Annotated in this window: 16 protein-coding genes; all 16 read right to left on the bottom strand. The window is 41.6% G+C overall.

Going from position 1 to position 18950, the window contains the following annotated elements; genetic code table 11:
* Positions 1–63 precede the first annotated feature (63 nt).
* Entirely contained in the window at positions 64–402 is a 339-nt protein-coding gene (locus tag ASU35_RS03630) for a hypothetical protein (RefSeq protein WP_058351703.1), read from the bottom strand.
* 15 nt (positions 403–417) lie between these two features.
* Positions 418–1242 carry a carbohydrate ABC transporter permease gene (locus ASU35_RS03625; RefSeq protein WP_083504123.1) on the bottom strand — a complete coding sequence of 275 codons (825 nt, stop codon included), beginning with the start codon at positions 1240–1242 and terminating at the stop codon, positions 418–420.
* A complete protein-coding gene (locus ASU35_RS03620) occupies positions 1239–2123 on the bottom strand; it encodes a carbohydrate ABC transporter permease (protein ID WP_058351701.1) in 885 nt (294 codons plus the stop codon). The genes ASU35_RS03625 and ASU35_RS03620 overlap by 4 nt, the downstream gene beginning before the upstream one ends.
* 85 nt (positions 2124–2208) lie before the next feature.
* Positions 2209–3492, bottom strand: coding sequence for an ABC transporter substrate-binding protein (locus ASU35_RS03615; RefSeq protein WP_058351700.1), 1284 nt, complete (start codon positions 3490–3492; stop codon positions 2209–2211).
* Between the two features lie 212 nt (positions 3493–3704).
* On the bottom strand, positions 3705–4667 hold the full coding sequence (locus ASU35_RS20065) for an Ig-like domain-containing protein (RefSeq protein ID WP_058351699.1): 963 nt from the start codon (positions 4665–4667) through the stop codon (positions 3705–3707).
* Between the two features lie 248 nt (positions 4668–4915).
* Positions 4916–5350 carry a cytidine deaminase gene (locus ASU35_RS03605; RefSeq protein ID WP_058351698.1) on the bottom strand — a complete coding sequence of 145 codons (435 nt, stop codon included), beginning with the start codon at positions 5348–5350 and terminating at the stop codon, positions 4916–4918.
* Positions 5351–5435: 85 nt separating this feature from the next.
* Positions 5436–6947, bottom strand: coding sequence for a glycoside hydrolase family 31 protein (locus tag ASU35_RS03600; protein ID WP_058351697.1), 1512 nt, complete (start codon positions 6945–6947; stop codon positions 5436–5438).
* A gap of 82 nt (positions 6948–7029) precedes the next feature.
* A complete protein-coding gene (locus ASU35_RS03595; RefSeq protein ID WP_058351696.1) occupies positions 7030–8364 on the bottom strand; it encodes a response regulator transcription factor in 1335 nt (444 codons plus the stop codon).
* Complete coding sequence (locus ASU35_RS03590; RefSeq protein ID WP_058351695.1) at positions 8342–10126, bottom strand: histidine kinase; 1785 nt, start codon at positions 10124–10126, stop codon at positions 8342–8344. The genes ASU35_RS03595 and ASU35_RS03590 overlap by 23 nt, the downstream gene beginning before the upstream one ends.
* 74 nt (positions 10127–10200) lie before the next feature.
* Complete coding sequence (gene alaS, locus ASU35_RS03585; RefSeq protein WP_058351694.1) at positions 10201–12855, bottom strand: alanine--tRNA ligase; 2655 nt, start codon at positions 12853–12855, stop codon at positions 10201–10203.
* 266 nt (positions 12856–13121) lie between these two features.
* A complete protein-coding gene (gene hisIE, locus ASU35_RS18490; protein ID WP_083504121.1) occupies positions 13122–14384 on the bottom strand; it encodes a bifunctional phosphoribosyl-AMP cyclohydrolase/phosphoribosyl-ATP diphosphatase HisIE in 1263 nt (420 codons plus the stop codon).
* A gap of 14 nt (positions 14385–14398) precedes the next feature.
* Entirely contained in the window at positions 14399–14989 is a 591-nt protein-coding gene (hisB, locus tag ASU35_RS03575; RefSeq protein WP_058351693.1) for an imidazoleglycerol-phosphate dehydratase HisB, read from the bottom strand.
* A gap of 29 nt (positions 14990–15018) precedes the next feature.
* On the bottom strand, positions 15019–15720 hold the full coding sequence (locus tag ASU35_RS03570) for a hypothetical protein (protein WP_058351692.1): 702 nt from the start codon (positions 15718–15720) through the stop codon (positions 15019–15021).
* An 84-nt stretch (positions 15721–15804) separates the two neighbouring features.
* Positions 15805–17100 carry a histidinol dehydrogenase gene (gene hisD / locus ASU35_RS03565; protein WP_058351691.1) on the bottom strand — a complete coding sequence of 432 codons (1296 nt, stop codon included), beginning with the start codon at positions 17098–17100 and terminating at the stop codon, positions 15805–15807.
* A 23-nt stretch (positions 17101–17123) separates the two neighbouring features.
* Positions 17124–17771 carry an ATP phosphoribosyltransferase gene (gene hisG, locus ASU35_RS03560; protein ID WP_058351690.1) on the bottom strand — a complete coding sequence of 216 codons (648 nt, stop codon included), beginning with the start codon at positions 17769–17771 and terminating at the stop codon, positions 17124–17126.
* Between the two features lie 9 nt (positions 17772–17780).
* Positions 17781–18950 (bottom strand): ATP phosphoribosyltransferase regulatory subunit, encoded by a 1170-nt coding sequence (gene hisZ, locus ASU35_RS03555; protein WP_058351689.1) that lies wholly within the window; start codon positions 18948–18950, stop codon positions 17781–17783.

The following is an 18950-nucleotide window of genomic DNA, read 5'->3' as shown; positions in this document are numbered from 1 at the left end:
TTATATCAAAAATCTGGACGGGGGTGTTCATAATTTATTCATTCATGCGTTTGTCGTGACCGTCTAAAGCCAGTGGGATTGCGGTAGCCTTATTTCAAAGGAATTAGGATATGGCTGCCATTCCCAGCTTCCTGTCCAGCCTCCTTCTCTTTTTTCATAAAGAGAAATCAACTGAATCATCGGGTAATCAATATTGACCTTTGCAGAAGAAACCTCCTTTCCGTCTACATAAAGTATAACCTTATCTGGATATTTAAAAGCTCCACTTTCTGCCTCTACCTTAGCCCACCATTTTTCCTCTGTAAGCGGATTCTCCTCCGCCTTGGCAAGACTATTGCCTGCACCCCAGATAACTATCATAGAAAGTAAGCCTAATCCCATACTTATAATTTCTTTTTTCATACCTTCTAACTCCTTTTACCCCTTTACAGCACCTGCTACAACGCCTTCCACAATCTGCTTCTGCATAACCAGATAAAATACTACTAAAGGCAAAGTTGCCATCACCAGCATTGGAAAAAATGAGGTCCAGTCTGTAGAAAATGGCCCTACATTCCGGTAAACCTGCTGTAACAGCACCTGCTTTTCTGATTCCTGTAAAAACAGTAATGGTGTCATAAAATCATTCCAGATAGCCAGAGTATCCAGAATCGCTACCGTGGAAACAATTGGCTTTAATAATGGAAATATAATTTTCCAAAAGCACTGAAAGGTACCACAGCCATCAATTAAAGCTGCTTCCTCCAGTTCAACAGGAACCGTATTTATAAATCCTCTGATTAAAAATATAGAGAGAGGCAGATTAATACAAAATACATCTACCAGTATAACACCCGGATGGGTGTTCATCAAGTGCAGCCCCGCTATGATCTTATATAATGGTATAATGGATATTTGAAAAGGTATAATCAAACCTATCAAAAACACAGAATACATGAAGCTATACAGCTTTCTTTTGCTACGTGCTACTACATAAGCCGCCATAGAAGAAAAAAATACCAGGCAGACTACCGAGACCAGTGTAATGATTAGATTGTTCGTCAGGGCCTGCCCATAGTTCATAGCCCGGATTGCCTTCAAATAATTGTCAAAAGTGAAATGAACTGGCAATCCTAACGGACTGGCTGCTGCTTCCGCTGGTGTTTTAAAAGTCGTAACCAAAAGATAATAAATAGGGAGCAGCATAATTATCGCTGTTATTATTAGAAATATTCCGTATAGTGCCTTGCGTAATTGCTTCATGCCTGAATCGCCTCCTCCCATTTATTCAAAAAGAATGTCACAACCTTAGATAACGTAAATACAATAACAAAAAATACTACAGCAAAAGCACAGGCATAAGCTGTTTTTCCGCTGTTAAAGCCTTCCCGGATCAAAGTCGTCATAATTGTTTCCGTTGCATACCCTGGTCCGCCCTTTGTCATAACAAATACAGCATCAAACATCTTCATTCCTCCAATCAGGCTCATCAGAACATTGAAGGAAGCCGCCGGATAAAGCAGAGGCAGAGTTACCCTGAAAAATTTCTGGATTCCGGAGGCACCATCAATATTTGCCGCCTCATATAAAGAACTGTCAATACTCTTTAAATTCGCTACATAAATTACCATGGACCATCCGGTCCACTGCCACACCTGGGTGGCCAGGACTGAATACAGGGCAATCTTGTCATTTCCAAGCCAATTTACCGACTTTCCTCCAAAAAACTGGATAATGCTGTTTAAAAGCCCCCCATCTGCTGAAGTCATAATATACTGAAACAGATAGCCTACTACCATAATACTTAAAACAGCTGGTAAAAAGGTAATAGATTTCACAAATTTTGCTCCCCTTGTATTCCTGTTCAGCAATGCCGCTAAAAGAATGGCAAATACATTCTGAATTATCGTAATTAAAAGGGCATATACCACCGAATGCTTAATAGCTGCGATTGTCTTTGCATCTGCAAACAGCTTTTGAAAATTAGATAATCCCACAAAACGGATTTCTGTGCTATATACGGACCAATTTGTCACACTATATAGAAAACTCATAATTGTAGGTACAATAAACAAAACTACAAATCCCAGAAAAGCAGGAAGTATCATCATTAGGTAGATCCTATCCTTTCTTTTACTATTCATCCGTCTTCCCCACTTTCTACATAAATCTTGTTTTCAGTTAAAATGGGATGTCCTGATGCAAGACATCCCATTTTCTACTGTAGCTTTACTCTAATGTTGCCCTCAGATCATCATTAATCCCATCGGCATCCTTTAATGCTTCCTCTACTGTCTTAGAACCTGCCAGTACCTCTTGTAGTGACTTTCCATAGCCCTCTGTTACTGCATTTCCATTTACCCATACTGCAGTCCATGGAGCATATACATGACCTGCCTTAAAAGCTTCCTCACAATCTGTATAAATATCACCCAGGTCTACCTCTACACCTTCTACAAAGGAGCTTCCTGCATTGTCCTTTACTAAAGCTCTCTGAGCTTCTTCTGTTGCTGTAATTTCTAATACCTTTAAGGCTTCCCTGATATGCTCAGATTTAGCGTTGATACCGAGAGCAGAACCAGGTCCTCCAACAAGCCAGCCTGGCTTATCTGCATTTGTTCCAGGAATTGGGAACATACCAAATTCCAGATCTGGATTCTTCTCTTTGATAGTTTCTACAGCCCAAGGCCCACACTCCCACATAGCAGCCTTTTCTGTTGCAAATTCATCTAATGCCTGGTCATAGCTCAACCCCAGCATATCCTGGGTTAAACAGCCAGCCTCAATAATCTTATACCATTCGGTTACTGCCGGCAGCCAGCTTTCAGCCAGCTTCACTTCACCTGCATTAAATTTCTCATCAAAACCGTTATTTGCTGAATCTGAATAAAATTCATTATTAACAAGGGCAATACTCTGCTTCATCATAGGCTCGTAGGATTGCGCTCCCATTGTCTGAGCCTTGATACCCTTTTCTTCCAGAGTTTTATGTATCTGTATGAACTCATCCCAGGTCTTTGGAATCTTGATTCCATTATCTGCAAAAATCTTCTTGTTATAGAAAATACCCTCATACCAGGACTGAAGCGGTGCAGCGTATATCTTTCCACCTACTGTATATGGCTGAATTCCTGCATCTGCATATTTCCCAATAAATTCCTCTCCGGTCAAATCCAGCAGATAGTTCGCATTAGCAAGCAATCTTGTCTGTCCTCCCAGCTCAATAATATCTGGGCCTTCTCCAGCCTGCAGCTGAGAGTTTAATACGTTATCAAAATTATCCTGTGACACAAATTCAAACTCAATCTCTATTTCCGGAAGCTTCTCATCCAGATATTTTAAATAGGTCGCTCTGGAAGATTCTGCATTGTAAGCCATCATTCTCAATTTTACAGGTTCACTACTACCTTGGCTGTCTGCATTGCTTTCCTTCCCGTCTGAACCACATCCGGTCAAACTGGTAACTACCATACCTGCACATAATAGCATGGCGAGCATTCTTTTTTTCATCATAACTCTTTCCTCCTCATTAATTTGGGTTTTTCTTTGCGTTGTAAGCTTATTATATTCCGTCTTTCTCCTAAAATAAATCAATGATATTCCCTTTTTCTATAAAAAAATTACTGCCTGGCATAAAGCCTTTAGCAGTAATTTTTCTTTTATTTCCGAAAATCTATCACTATATTATGGTACAATGAGTTCTTAGAACTCTACTTCAAACCGTTTTAGTAAACATAAATGTATACACCATCGCTGGTGATCGTTGCATTTCTAAGATCAGCTTTCTTCTGCTTCAAATTCGCCTTCTTAATCGTAAAGGTGAAATCCTTCGTACTAGCCGAAGGAACCATAGCAGACTTTTTCTTCACACTGTACGTTCCAACTGCCTTTCCGCTAGCATCTTTAACAGTAATCTTAACATCCTTAAGGGCAGTTACCTTATAATAGTCATTATTTACAAATCTTGCCTTGATTACCAGATTTCCCTTTGAATCAAAGCTTGCGCTGTAGGCAGTAAGTACACAGTTACCACGCGTAACATCGCTTACACTAGGCTTGCTTGACGTATACTTATTCGCCTTAACAGTGACTGCACACTTTACAGTCTGTCCGTTGTCAAGCTTTGCAGAGATCGTTGCCTTGCCTGCCTTCTTTGCTGTTACCTTACCCTTGGAATCAACAGTTGCAACCGATGTCTTGTTGGAAGACCACTTTGTAACCTTTGCACCCTCCACACTCAGTTTCTGCGTATAACCAGTGGTGATTGTTGCCTTGGTCTGGCTAATCTTCGCGTCAGGCAGAAAGAGAAGGATATCAAGAAAATAGGAATTGCTTGTATCAAATTTAATGCCATAATAATAGTCACCGTTAGGTAACCCAGACCACACATCTACATTTGTCGCACCTGACTCGTCTGTCTTCCAATTCTCATTCGTACTGGAAATGTAAAAAGGATTGTTGGCACCTTCCACCGGCACTCCTTCACTATTGTACAGAGTCACCGTATATCCGGTCGGTTTTGCAACACTAACATAAAAACAACTATCACCATTCTTACTTACAGTAAAGGGAATCTTGTTCTCAACGCCCGCATTACCGGTCTCTGCCGTTTCTCCTGATGTATAATTGTTTAAGAAAAACGGGCGGGCAAGGTCAGTAATGGGTGGTTTACCCTCAATGTGCTGCATGAGTGCTTTGACTTTCTCCGGGGTGTACGGATCGGACGTCTTGTCGCCCTTTCCAAACTTCGTGAGCGTGTCCCAATGCAACGCTTAAAACACACTTTGCCCCTGCTGCGGTAGAGGTTTTCTTTTCTGTTAAGATCACTCGCTACCTTTTGGGTGCAATATGTATTATTATTTTTCCATTTTTGCAAGGGTGTTCGTATGCTAAATAACAATTTATCTTCGTTATGAAAATATAACGTTAATGTCTCCTATTCTTCCCAATGTTCTAGCTCATTTGCTGGATATGCATTGGTCCAATGATACGGTTGTAATTTTGCCAGTTCAACAAATAACAAATCGTCATCCATTGTTGTTACAGCGACCTGCACATCGTTTCCCCAATATCTCAAACGCTCCTGACAAATGCCACATGGTGAAAGAACTCGGTATTTCGAACTTTCATCATCTCTTATTAAGCACATGCAGTGAGTCACTTTTTCATTATACTTGTGTGCCTCCAACATAGCACCTGTTTCTATGCAAAGAATGGCGGACGCATTTGCCGTATCTATAGAAACACTTGTATAATAGTGTCCAGCTGATGTATGTACGACACCGGCACCACCCCATCCTGTAGGATAACGCTTTTCAATTAATTCAACTGCCAAGCGATACATTTCTTTTTCTACTTCCTGATCTCTCATTATAAACCCTCCTAAAACTTCTTTTTATAGTCGACAAGTAGAAGAAGCTATAAGACGATTTCCGTCTATAAAATCAATAATAAAATTATAATATCCGTTCAAAGACAAGAGGCTTTCCGGGTATAGATTCTTTAAAAATATATTCCCCCTTCGATTCCAGCTTTTTATCCTCCAGCTTCCATAATCCTTCTGGCAGATATACCTTTCTTCTCCCAGACCCTTTTTTATAAACCGGGGCCACCAGATACCTGCTGCCAAGCATAAACTGATCTATGATTTTCTCTACACCGGCCTCTGGAAATTCATAAGCCATATATCTTATCAGTGGTTCTCCCGTCCTGCCTGTTCTCTCCAGCTCTTCTATCAGATAAGGCAGGTATTTTTTTCTTACCTCAAGACTTCGCAAAACAGCCGCAAAATTCTCCTTACTCAAAACCCGGCAAGGAAGAGCTGAAAACTGCATTGCTGGAAGCAGACAGGCAATCTCACTATGCCGCACAAACAGCTCCTCATCGAGGCCATAAGTTTCTAAATTCTGGAAATTCAGGTATTCACCACCGCCAATCATGTCAGGACAGCCATAGGGATGTCCTGTAATCCCCTGAAGCAGTGTATCCGGCAGCAGAGAGGCCACCCCTGTTTCTCCCCAGGAATGCTCCTTATCACAAAGCCTTTGCAGCAGCCCATAACCTCCAGCCCGGAAAGTGGCACGATACTCGTTAAAAGGATATTGTTCTCCAAATTCTGCCCACAACCGGGACTGCTCATCAGGACTTACTCCTTGAAGGGATACATTATCTTCCTGATAATAAATACTGTCTCCAGCATCAAATTTGAAGCCATCAACTCCAAGCTCCTGTAAATCATCCAACTGTTCCTTCAGCCAGCCAGCCGCCTCTGGATTTGAAAAGTCCAAAACCGCTGAATAGCCATTCCACCATTTTGCAATATAAGGTTCTTTACTTTCCTCCTTTATTAAAATATCCATCCTCTGAGCTTCTCTAAATCTTACTGTATCTGGTGATATGTACGGGCATATCCAAACCATTACAGCAAAACCCATTTGATGAAGCTGTTCTATCATCTCCTTAGGATTGGAAAATTTTCCGCTGTGAAAGCTCCATTCCCCGTAATATTCCGCCCAGCCGTCATCAATCATAAGGACGCCCGGCGGCATACCAGAATCCAGAAGCTTTTTAGCATAATTAAGAACATCCTTCTGATTCTGAAAAAAAGTCAGTTCAATCCAGGTATTGTACAGAATAGTTGAAAATAATTTCTTTGCCGGCTGCCTTTCATGAAACGGAAAGTAATGCTCCATAGCATACAAATAAGCTTCCCGCAGCCTTCCCTTACTCTCTGTTAGTATACAGTCATCCGGCACACTTATCACACCCTTATGAAAGCCTGCGCAAAAACCAGTATCACGCCAAATAACTCTGCCTTTTGTTGATATCAAAAGAGGCATAGCCTGATTTGGTGTCTGGTTGCTGGTAAAATCAAGCTCTTGCTCGGTATCTGCATGAAGAGGCATTTTCATTCCATATTTCACACAGGCCCCATACCAATATTCTTGCTCTAAAAAACGTATTTTCATTTCCATTCCTCCAAGAAAATTTTCTATAGTGTTCTCCACTTTCTACTATATGAAAAATTTTCATAATCCAAAAGAAATAAACTTACGATTTTCTATCACTATATTCCCTTTTCCCGGCCCGGTATTCATTAGGTGTCACAGACTCTAGCTTTTTAAATATCTTTGAAAAATAACTCGGATTATCATACCCTACCTCAAATGCAATCTCATAGGTCTTTAGATCTGTTTCCTCCAAAAGCCGTTTGGCCTGACCTAGTCGTATCTGGGTCAGATAATTCCACAAACTGACTCCCAGTTCTCTTTTAAACAGATAGCAAAAATAATTCTTGCTCACTGCTACATTCTCACAAATTTCATCCAGAGACAGATTTTTATTGTAATTTGCTTCAATAAACTGAAGGCTTTCTTCCACAGGCTTACTGAACTTTTTCTTTGTTTCTTTTTCCTTCTGTTTTATAGAGTACTCAGCTTCTCTTTTAGCCCCTATCTCCCGGATCTGTTCAATCTCTGCCCCCACACAGTTATAATTATACCCAAGTATCTTTTCGTCCCCTATGTAAAAAGCATATTTTTGCAGGCTCTTCACCTGCCCGTACAAGTCAGGAAGCTCCTCTAAGCTCTTTCCCTGTGTGCTAAAGCAGAACAGCACATTCAGATTCAGTTCCTCCTGAAGCACCTCTGCCAGCCTCCGTCCAGTATCCATCATTTCCTCTGCTTCTGTCTTTTCTACAATAAGAATCCAGGTATCATCCTCATAATCAAAAAACAAAAACTTCTTTTTATATTCCTCGCCTACGACCCGTTCCAGAATATGCAGCACATACTTTTCCTGCAGCATTTCAATGCTGCTTGTATTAATATATTCATCAATCGAGCTGCTATCTCTCTGGATCAAGAAAACAATATAGTCCAAAAAATCAAAGTCATAATCCTTTTTATATTTCAAAGCCTTATTTGCATGGCTGCTGCTTTTCATATATTTATATAATTCCAGCATCCACAGCTGTTTCTCGCTTCTATCAATAAGCTTTCTTTCATTCTGTTTTCCGCGAATGTCCTCTATCATTTTACGAAGGGCTTCCTCAAGCTCATCCTCATCTACAGGCTTCAATATGTAATCACTACACCCCAGCCGTATCGCTTCCTTTGCAAAGTCAAAATCTGCATAAGCACTGGTCAGAAGAATTTTCACATTTTTTGATAAATTAAACACCCTTTCTACCAGCTGAAGTCCATCCATGTTTCCCATACGGATATCAGTTATAATAATATCCGGCATTTCCTTCAAAACCATCTGGTATGCTTCATTGCCATCCTTGGCATAGCCCATCAGCTCCAGACCAAGCTCTCCCCAGGGAATCAGCTTCTTTAACATTTTTATTGCAATCATCTCATCATCTACCAGCAATACCTTCATATTCCCCATTCTCCTCTCTTTCCTTTGGTAGCTTTACAATAACCGTTGTCTGATTTCCTTCTTTAGAAAACAGCTCCAGTCCATATTCCTTTCCATATTTGTTGATCAATCTCTCATTTACATTCAAAATCCCAATACTCTTCTGCTGATCATATACTTCTCCTGAAGCCAGCTTTTCTCTTATCTGCAGTATTTTCTCCTCTGATATGCCTTTTCCATTATCACTGATGATAATACAGACCATATCCTCCTCTTCCACAGCATCAATGGTAATAATCTCCCTTTCCCTAAGTCCAAGACCATGCTCTATTGCATTTTCTACCAAAGGCTGCAGGATTAGCTTTAAAATTTTGGCATTTCCCGCCTGGCCGCTGCATTCTACCGAATAAATGATCCGGTTTTCAAAACGGATATTCTGAACCTCCAGATAATTTTTTATATGCTCCAGCTCTTCTTTTACAGTTACACTCTCATAAGGCTGGTATACCGAATATGCCATTACCTTTCCCAGACAGGTTGCCATATCTGAGATTTCCTTCATTTTTCCTTCCAGGGCCAGCGCTTTGATGGATTGCAATACATTATTAATAAAATGAGGATTAATTTGATGCTGTAGTGCTCTCAGCCTCTGCTGGGAAAATCTTTTTTCTTCCTCTACCATCTTCTTGTTCAGGGAAACGACATTATCTATCATATTCTGAATGGTATCTGACAAGACTCCCAGTTCCTGGATTTCTTCCTTTTCAAACTCAATTTCATAGTTTCCCGCAGAAACCTCATTGCACTTTTCAATCAGTCTTTTTACAGGCCTTACGATTGCCGCGGTAGTTTGTTTGGAAACAATCAGGGTAAGCAAAGCCGCCGCTCCCATTGTAATACCAGCAAGCAAAATCAGGTTTCTTTGCATCTGACTTTCTTCTGCCAGCTCTTTAACACCAATCAGCTGCAAACCAAAATTTTTCGTCCCCATAGACACAACCAACAAATCATTATCACCTTTTCTCCTGATTTTTCTTACACTGGCATCTCCTTCTTCTATTTCTTTTCGGATATCCTCACTGCCCTCTATTTCTTCAAAGGAGTACCATTCCTCTTCTGCATACAAAAGGGCAAACTTAATATCGGCAGAACTGGATTCCAAAATCTGTCCGGGACTTACATCGCAAACAAGATATGCCTTTGGTGAAAATACTACTCCATCTGCCCCCAGTGTAATCGGCATTACCATGGAAATACAGGTTTCTTTCGATCCATTGAGCAGATAACTTTTATCATGGACTCTTGATATATAAGAGCTGCTCATATATGCCTTTTCCATAATCTCCTGAAACCATTCCTCTTCTATTAGCCTGCCTGGATACAGGGAAGCTTTATACGTATAAAGACACTCTCCCCGTGCATCAACAATATAGGCATTGTCGATTCCTTCACTTCGGAACAACAGTGAAAATCTGTCTGCGACCTCTCTTTGCTGGTATAATTCTATAGAATAATCAATCTCTTCATTTACAGCATGATACTTAATAATTTCTTTTATCCTGGAGTCCTCTGCAATGGACCTCTGGATTTCCTGAATCTGCATCAGTCGGTTTTCCAGGAGGTTCAGGTTCAGGCTTACTGTATTCTCACAAAATGTAAAAGCCTGCTCAGAATACATACTGTTACTCATCACTGCAAACCCCAGTACAGAAATAAGAATAATCCCTACAAACCCCACAAAGTATATCTTCTTAATTTTACTCTCCAACGTATACCTTTTCATATAATACCTTTTCTTTTTCTGCTTAGAAAGGCCGATATACCAAGCGTATATCAGCCTTTATTCAAGCATTTCTTTTATTTAATCTGTCCTTCGACAACTTCCTTTGCCTTTGCCAGGGCAGCCTCAATACCGGATGGATTCTTACCACCAGCCTGAGCCATATTTGGACGACCGCCGCCGCCACCGCCTACCATGGAAGCTACCTCCTTAATCAGATTGCCTGCATGGGCACCTGCCTTCATAGCGCCCTCGGTAGCCATAGAAATCAAGCTTACCTTGTCATCCTTTGCAGAAGCCAGGAGAACAACTCCCTCACCCAGCTTCTCCTTTAAGGAATCGCCCAGGTTACGAAGCTCATTCATATCCACGTTTTCAAGCTTGGCAGCTAATACCTTAACGCCCTTAATCTCTACTACCTTATCCATCACATCTCCAAGGGCATCCTTTGCAGCCTTTGCCTTCAGCTTCTGATTTTCTGCCTGGAGAGCCTTTAATTCCTCCTGCATACCTTCGATTCTCTTTACCAGTCCGGCAGGCTCTGTCTTAGCAGCCTTAGCCGCTTCATGAAGCTCCTCCTCCAGATGGTTATAATAAGCAAATACCCCCTGGGAGGTGAGGGCCTCAATTCTTCTGACACCAGCTGCAATACCACTCTCGGAAACAATCTTTAATGCAGTAATCGCAGAGGTATTCTTAACATGGGTTCCACCGCAAAGCTCAATACTGAAATCGCCCATTTTTACGACACGAACTTTTTCACCATATTTCTCACCAAACAATGCCATAGCACCGGTTTTCTTTGCTTCCTCCAGGGTCATTTCCATAGTCTCTACATTCAGACCCTTGCTGATTTCTTCATTTACAATCGCCTCAACCTTAGCAATTTCCTCTTTTGTCAAGGCTGAGAAATGGGTAAAGTCAAAACGCAGACGGTCAGCTGCTACATAAGAACCAGCCTGTTCTACATGATTTCCCAGTACGGTACGCAGAGCCTTCTGAAGAAGGTGGGTCGCACTGTGGTTTTTGCAGGTATCTGTACGGTTCTTCTCACATACAGATAAGGTAACCTTGTCGCCAACCTTTAGCATACCCTTTGTCATCTTTCCTACATGGCCAATTTTCGTACCCTGCAGCTTAATGGTATCCTCAACGGTAAATTCACCGTCTGCTGTCTTGATTACACCAATATCGCCCTGCTGACCACCCATCGTAGCGTAGAATGGTGTTTCATTAACAATAATCGTACCGGTCTGTCCATCGGTCAGAGCCTCTGTAAGCTCCTCCTCTGTAGTAAGTACGGTAATCTCAGACTCATGCTCCAGACGGTCATAGCCCACAAACTTGCTGGAAACAGCTACATCAATAGACTGGTATACAGTAACATCTGCTCCCATATAGTTGGTAGTCTTTCTGGCAGCTCTTGCCTTCTGTCTCTGCTCCTCCATAGCGGTCTTAAAACCCTCTTCGTCAATGGTAAGGCCCTTTTCCTCCAGGATTTCCTTAGTTAAATCAATTGGGAAGCCATAGGTATCATAAAGCTTGAAGGCATCTTCACCAGCCAGTACCTTACCAGCAGACTTTATAAGCTCCTCTGCCATCTCTGACAGAATAGAAAGTCCCTGGTCAATAGTCTTATAGAACTTTTCTTCCTCCTGGCTTAATACCTTGAAAATCATCTCTTTCTTTTCGAACAGCTCTGGATAACCATCCTTACACTCTTCAATTACCGTATTGCAAAGCTTTGCAAGGAACTTATCCTGGATACCGAGTAAACGTCCATGGCGGGCTGCACGACGTAACAGACGGCGGAGTACATAACCACGTCCTTCATTGGAAGGCATAATACCGTCAGATACCATAAAGGTAACGGAACGGATATGGTCAGTAATCAGACGAATAGAAACATCTGTCTTTTCATCCTGCTGATAGGTAACATTTGCCAGACGGCATACCTCATCACGGATAGCCTTCATTGTATCAATATCAAATACCGAATCTACATCCTGAACTACAACTGCCAGACGCTCCAGCCCCATACCGGTATCAATGTTCTTCTGCTCCAGCTCAGTATAGTGGCGGTTTCCATCACTTTCAAACTGGGTAAATACATTGTTCCATACCTCCATGAAACGGTCACACTCACAGCCCACCTTACAATCCGGACTGCCGCAGCCATATTTCAGTCCACGGTCATAGTAAATCTCAGAGCAAGGGCCACAAGGACCTGCACCATGCTCCCAGAAATTATCACATTCACCATTCTCATCCCGCTCAAACCGGGTAATCTTCTCTGCAGGTACACCAATTTCCTTTGTCCAGATATCAAAAGCCTCTTCATCCTCTGCATAGATAGATGGATACAGACGCTCCTTATCCATACCAACAACCTCGGTTAAGAATTCCCAGGACCAGTGGATCGCTTCTCTTTTAAAATAATCGCCAAAGGAGAAATTTCCTAGCATCTCAAAGAAGGTAAGATGTCTTGCCGTCTTACCTACATTTTCAATATCACCGGTACGAATACACTTCTGACAGGTCGTCACTCTTCTTCTTGGTGGGATTTCCTGTCCTGTAAAATAAGGCTTCATAGGTGCCATACCGGAGTTAATTAGCAACAGACTGTTGTCGTTATGTGGTACTAAGGAAAAGCTCTTTAACGCCAGATGCTCTTTACTTTCAAAAAATTCCAGATACAGCCGGCGAAGCTCGTTTACTCCATATGCTTTCATTTGTTATTCCTCCATGCTATCTATTAAATTCAATAATTCGCTAATTTATTATTATACGGGTTCTTTCTATCTTTGTCAAATCAAAATAAGGGAGTCCGCCTAATTTTGCGAACTCCCTTCCTTTTTCCAAAGCTTATTTGGAGGCATTCTTTTTTTCACGCAGAGATTTCCCTAAAAATACTCCTGCTATTGCTACTACACCAAACACAATAAACTTAATTGCATAACTTACAAACCCACTTAAAAATGCCATAATTCCCTCCTGATTATCTTCGATGAGCCAGTTCCTTTATTACATCATTCCAGCTTAAACCACATTCTGCCATTAAAACCATCAGATGATAAAGAAAATCACTTATCTCATATTTTAGTTCCTCTGTTTCCGGATTCTTAGCCGCTATGACAATCTCCGTAGCCTCTTCTCCACACTTTTTTAGAATCTTGTCAATTCCCTTATCAAAAAGATAATTAGTATAAGAGCCCTCCTTGGGATTCTGCTTTCGATCCTTTATGATATCATAAACATCCTGAAATACCGTCAACGGATTAGTATCGTCATATTCTTTTTTTACCAAATCGGTAAAAAAGCAGGTAGCATGCCCTGTATGGCAGGCTGCACCAATCTGACGAACCTTTGCTAATATTGTATCACTATCACAGTCAATCATCAAGTGTTTTACATACTGATGATGTCCAGAAGTTTCTCCCTTGCACCAAAGCTTCTGACGACTACGGCTGTAATATACCATTTTCCCTGTTTCAATTGTCTTCTGATAAGCCTCCTCATTCATATAAGCTAACATCAATACTTCACCGGTCTTATAATCCTGAGTAATAACCGGCACCAGACCATCACTGTTTTTCTTAAATTGGGAAAAAGCCATACTGCTTTCAAACAGATTAATTAAAACTCCATTTTCCTTCAAGCCCTGCTTTGCTTTCATTAAATCCTTATCCCGGTAATAGTTTGTTGCTACACCAAGCACATTATTGATATTTATTATATCACCAATCATGTGGCGGGTCAGGCTGTCACGGATAATCACCGGAAGATTGGAGCGATTGATATTTTCCTCCAAGCGGACAGAGGCATTTACATGCTTCAGCAAAATCGTATCAAAGCCCATTCTTTCCCAATGAATGGATTTTTCATAAGCAGAAAAATCACCGTTGGCATCCGTTTCAATAATGAACTTATCTGAACCAAACCTCTCAATAGCTTCCTCCAGACTCTCCTCATTCGTCATAAGCTCTTCACGAATGACAATCTGAGAAGCTCCCGTATATAAAAGCTTTTTCACATCCTCAAAATTCTCAATATAATAGCCTGCAGAAAACGGAATATCCACCACACCGGCAATCTTCTTTAAAAGCTTTAAAAACTCTTCCCGGGAAGCTGTATCCTTTGCATAATTGTAAATAAACAGCTCATCCGCTCCTTCATGGGAATATTTTTCTGCTGCTTTTAAAACTACATTATCCATTTCATTTTCTGCATTGATGTATGCAATTATCTTTTTATATGCCATGGCTTTTACTCCTTTTATAGTGCTCCCTTGGTAGAAAGAATGCCTTTATTTCTGGGCTCCCAGCCTGTCGCTTCATCCAAAGCCTTTCCAAAGGCCTTAAATATGGCTTCTACCTTATGGTGATTATTTTCTCCTGCCAGCTCCTTTATATGCAGATTCATACCTGCACTGTAGGAAACTGCATATAAAAATTCCCGTATCGTTTCCGTCTCCAGCTCTCCCAGACGCTCTGCCGTAAAGCTGGTGTCAAAATTAAAGTAGGGTCTTCCCGACAAATCCAGGGAGCAAAGCATCAAGGTTTCATCCATTGGCAGAATAAAATAGCCATACCGGCGGATACCTGTCTTATCTCCCAGGGCTTCCCGAATCGCCTGCCCGAGAACAATTCCTACATCCTCAACGGTATGGTGGGTATCTACCTCAAGATCCCCTTTACAAGTAAGCTCTAAGTCAAAAAAACCATGCTTTGCAAAGCCTGTCAGCATATGGTCGAAAAAGCCGATACCTGTAAGTATGCGGCTTTCTCCACTGCCATCCAGACAAAGCTTTATGGTAATTTCCGTTTCCTTTGTTTTTCTGCTAATTTCACTTGTCCGTGCTATCATCTGTCATCCTTTCAAGCTAAGCAAATTAGTTAGAATAATCCATCGTATAAGGTACTGGTATTCAGCTTTGTATAAGCCCCCTTATCGGTATATACAGAACCGCCCTTCAGCTTTGTAACAGCCTCTGCAGCCCTGTTTACAATATCAAAGGTCTTATTTCCCACCTTGCCCATCAAAGAGCTTCTGCCAGTAAATAAGGTGTCCAGTACACTTTTATCTGCAGCCTTGAACTTCTCTTCATTTAAAATAAGCTTATTATCTGCCCCAATTGTAATGCCAGCGTCCTCTAAAAGCCCATCATTTGCTTTCATATCACTAATCATCCAGAGAGTCTTCTGTAATATCTTGGTATTCTCTACATCCTGCGTGCTGTCTAACAGGGCATTATAAGCCTTCACAAGGCTCTTTGCCTTTTCCAGTCTCTCTTCACCGGTACCTTCTGCTGCACTAAGAGCTGTAGCTGCGTCCTTTAACTCAGAAGCTGCAGCCTTAATTGTCATAAGTGCCGTTTTTTCTGCCTTTTGCTCTGCAGTGTCCTCTGTTGAATCAGTACCTTCGGCCTTTTCCTTCTTATCATAGTACGCATTCAAAAGCTTTTTATAGGCTCCGCTTCGAATCATTGCATAGTCGCCCAGGACAGAACTACCTCCTGTACTGCCGCCTGTGGCTGTCGTTCCGAACATACTGTTAAACAGGTTCGCATTGTTATTAACATTAAAACCAGCTGCCATATTATCACTCCTTTGATCTGTTGACATATGTTTATTTACACTTCTAATAGTATATCGGCATCTTCTGCTTTTCTATTAACTATTTTACTCCTTTTCAAAGCGGACTGCAATAGAATTTGCATGAGCAGTCAGACCTTCCGCCTTAGCAAAGCTTACGATATCCTGGTGAAATGGATACAGTGCCTCTCTTGAATAAGAAATAATACTGGATTTCTTTATAAAATCATCTACACTAAGAGGCGAGAAAAACTTTGCCGTACCATTGGTAGGAAGTACATGATTCGGTCCTGCAAAATAATCTCCCAACGGCTCACTGGAATACTCTCCCAGGAAAATAGCCCCGGCATTTTTAATCTTTGTCATTATCTGGAAAGGATCCTTTGTTACAATCTCTAAATGCTCAGAAGCAATTTCATTTACTGTATCAATGGCCATTTCCATTGTATCTGCTATCAGGATATAACCGTAATTCTCCAGTGATTTTTCCAGAATCTCACGACGTGAAAGAACCTGTAAAAATCCTTCGATTTCCTTTTCAACTTCCTTTGCAAGCTCCTTACTGGTTGTAACCAGAATTGCTGAAGCCAGCTCGTCATGCTCTGCCTGAGATAAAAGGTCAGCTGCCACATATCTTGGGTTAGCTGTCTCATCTGCCAGCACCAGGATTTCACTTGGTCCAGCTATAGAATCAATACTAACGTACCCATAAACTGCTTTTTTAGCAAGAGCCACATAAATATTACCCGGACCTACAATTTTATGAACCTTAGGTATAGATTCTGTTCCGTAAGCCAATGCCGCTATTGCCTGAGCCCCACCTACCTTGTAAATCTCATCTGCACCAGCCTCCCTGGCAGCTACCAGTGTTGTTGGTGTCACCCTGCCTTCTTTATCCGGCGGTGTTACCATGATAATCTTTTCTACTCCAGCTACCTTTGCCGGAATAGTATTCATAAGCACCGAGGAAGGATAGGCTGCTTTGCCACCCGGTACATATACACCAACCCGCTCTAAAGGCGTTACCTTTTGTCCCAGAATCGTTCCCTGCGGTGTGCTGTCAAACCAGCTGTACTGCTTCTGCTTCTCATGGTATACCCGGATGTTTTCAATAGCCTTTCTGATAATTGCAAGAAACTCCTCATCCACCTGCGTATAGGCTTCTTCTATCTCCTCTGGAGTTACTCTGACACTTTCTGCATCCAATTCAATGCCATCAAACCTTTTTGTATAGGAAAACAAAGCCTCGTCACCCTTATCCTTAACAGCCCCAATAATTTCTGAAACAGCTGCTTCATAGCCTCCATAGCTGTTTGGGCTCCGTTCTAACAAATCCTCTAAAATATTCTTCTTAACCTCTTGTGTTAATTCCAGACATCTCATGCTGTTTCTTCTCCCTTCCCGTTTTAAGAAAGCACTTCCTTTAAGTCATGAATCAGCTTTCCAATCCGTTCCTTTTCCATTTTCATACTAACCTGATTTACTACCATCCGTGCCGATAACGGACAAATCTCCTCCAGTACCACAAGTCCGTTTTCCTTCAAGGTAGAGCCAGTCTCTACAATATCAACAATCATCTCTGAAAGCCCTACTAAGGGTGCCAGCTCAATAGAACCATTCAGCTTAATAATCTCTACTGTCTGATGCCGACGATTATAAAAATAGCCTTTTGCTATATTCGGATACTTTGTCGCAACCCGGATAAGCTCACCGCTGTCCAGATACTTTTTCGCCTCTGGCGGTCCTGCAACGCACATCCGGCATCTGCCAAGGCCCAGATCCACAACCTCGTAAATTTTCCGGTTCTCCTCCAGAATGGTATCCTTTCCTACAACCCCCAAATCAGCAGCTCCATACTCTACATACGTAGGTACATCGCTTGCCTTGGCAAGAAAGAATTTAAGCCTTAGTTCCTCATTTACAAAAATAAGCTTCCGGCTATCCTTGTTCTTAATTTCCTCACAGGTAATCCCTATCTGCTCCAATATTCCCATAGTCTGGCGGGCAATCCTGCCCTTTGCCAGAGCAAACGTAATATATCTCTTATCCTCCATGAAAGCCTCCTAAAGCACAATCAGTTTTTCAATCTGCTTATCATCCTTGTAATCCCTTGCCGACTCTTTTTCGTTACCTGCAGGAACGCATACTAAGGATACTCTCTTACCACATTTACGAAGCTCAGCAGCCATAGAAACTGCCTGCTTGCTTTTTTCTCCACTGTACAGGATTACCGTCAAATCCGCTGTCTCCTCCCAGCCTTTTTTCTGCCGCTCCAGAGCAAGTAAAAGCTGATCCGCCACAATCGCAACACCAATTGCCGGAGCATCCTTTCCAAACTGCCCAACCAAAGAATCATATCTTCCACCCTTAGCCACTGGTTCTCCTGTGCCATAGGTATAGGCCTTAAGAATAATTCCCGTATAATAATCATAGCGGCTCAGCATACCAAGGTCAAAGGTAATGTACTTTTCCAGTCCATAAAAGCCTAATAGCCGATACAATCGTTTTAACCGCTCCAGTGCTCTAGTAGAACGTTCATTTTGTACCAGAGCTTCTATTTTAAGCAAATCCTCAATTGTACCAAACAGCTCTGGCAACATAGCCAGAAGCCCTTGTAAATGCATAGGAAGCTTCCTTTTTTCCAAAAATTCTTCCATTCCAAAAAGATTTTTACTCTCTAAAAGCAGCTTCAGCTCCATTCTTTCTTCCTCAGAAAAGCTGCCCTCCTCCAAAAGCCCATTCAAAAAATCAGCATGGCCCACTTCAACCTGAAATTCCTTAAGTCCTGCCGTTTTCAAGGCTTCTACTGTCATAGCAAGCATTTCTGCATCGGCTTCAACACTTTGGTCATTCAAAAGCTCGGCTCCTAACTGCGTCACCTCATTTAGCTTACCCTTATGGCTTTCATTGTTGATAAAAGTACTGCCACTGTAGCACAACCGTATCGGCCGGTTCTCCTCCTTAAAATACTTCGCCGCACAGCGGGCTACCGAAGGTGTCATATCCGGCCGCAAAACTAAGGTATTGCCTTCCCGGTCAAACAGCTTATACATCTCTCTGGAAGGTATGGTTCCCCGTTCTTTATTAAAAACCTCAAAAAATTCAAAAGACGGAGTTTCTATGTCTTCAAAGCCATAGAGATGAAATACCTGGTGAAGACTTTTCAGAAGCCCCTGTTTCCACTTGCATTCCCCATTATAAATATCCCTGACTCCTTCTGGAGTATGTAACAT

Source organism: Acetivibrio ethanolgignens (genome assembly GCF_001461035.1).
GTDB lineage: Bacteria > Bacillota > Clostridia > Lachnospirales > Lachnospiraceae > Velocimicrobium > Velocimicrobium ethanolgignens.
The sequence above is the reverse complement of the archived record's forward strand: the minus strand, read 5'-3'. Positions and strand labels throughout refer to the sequence as shown.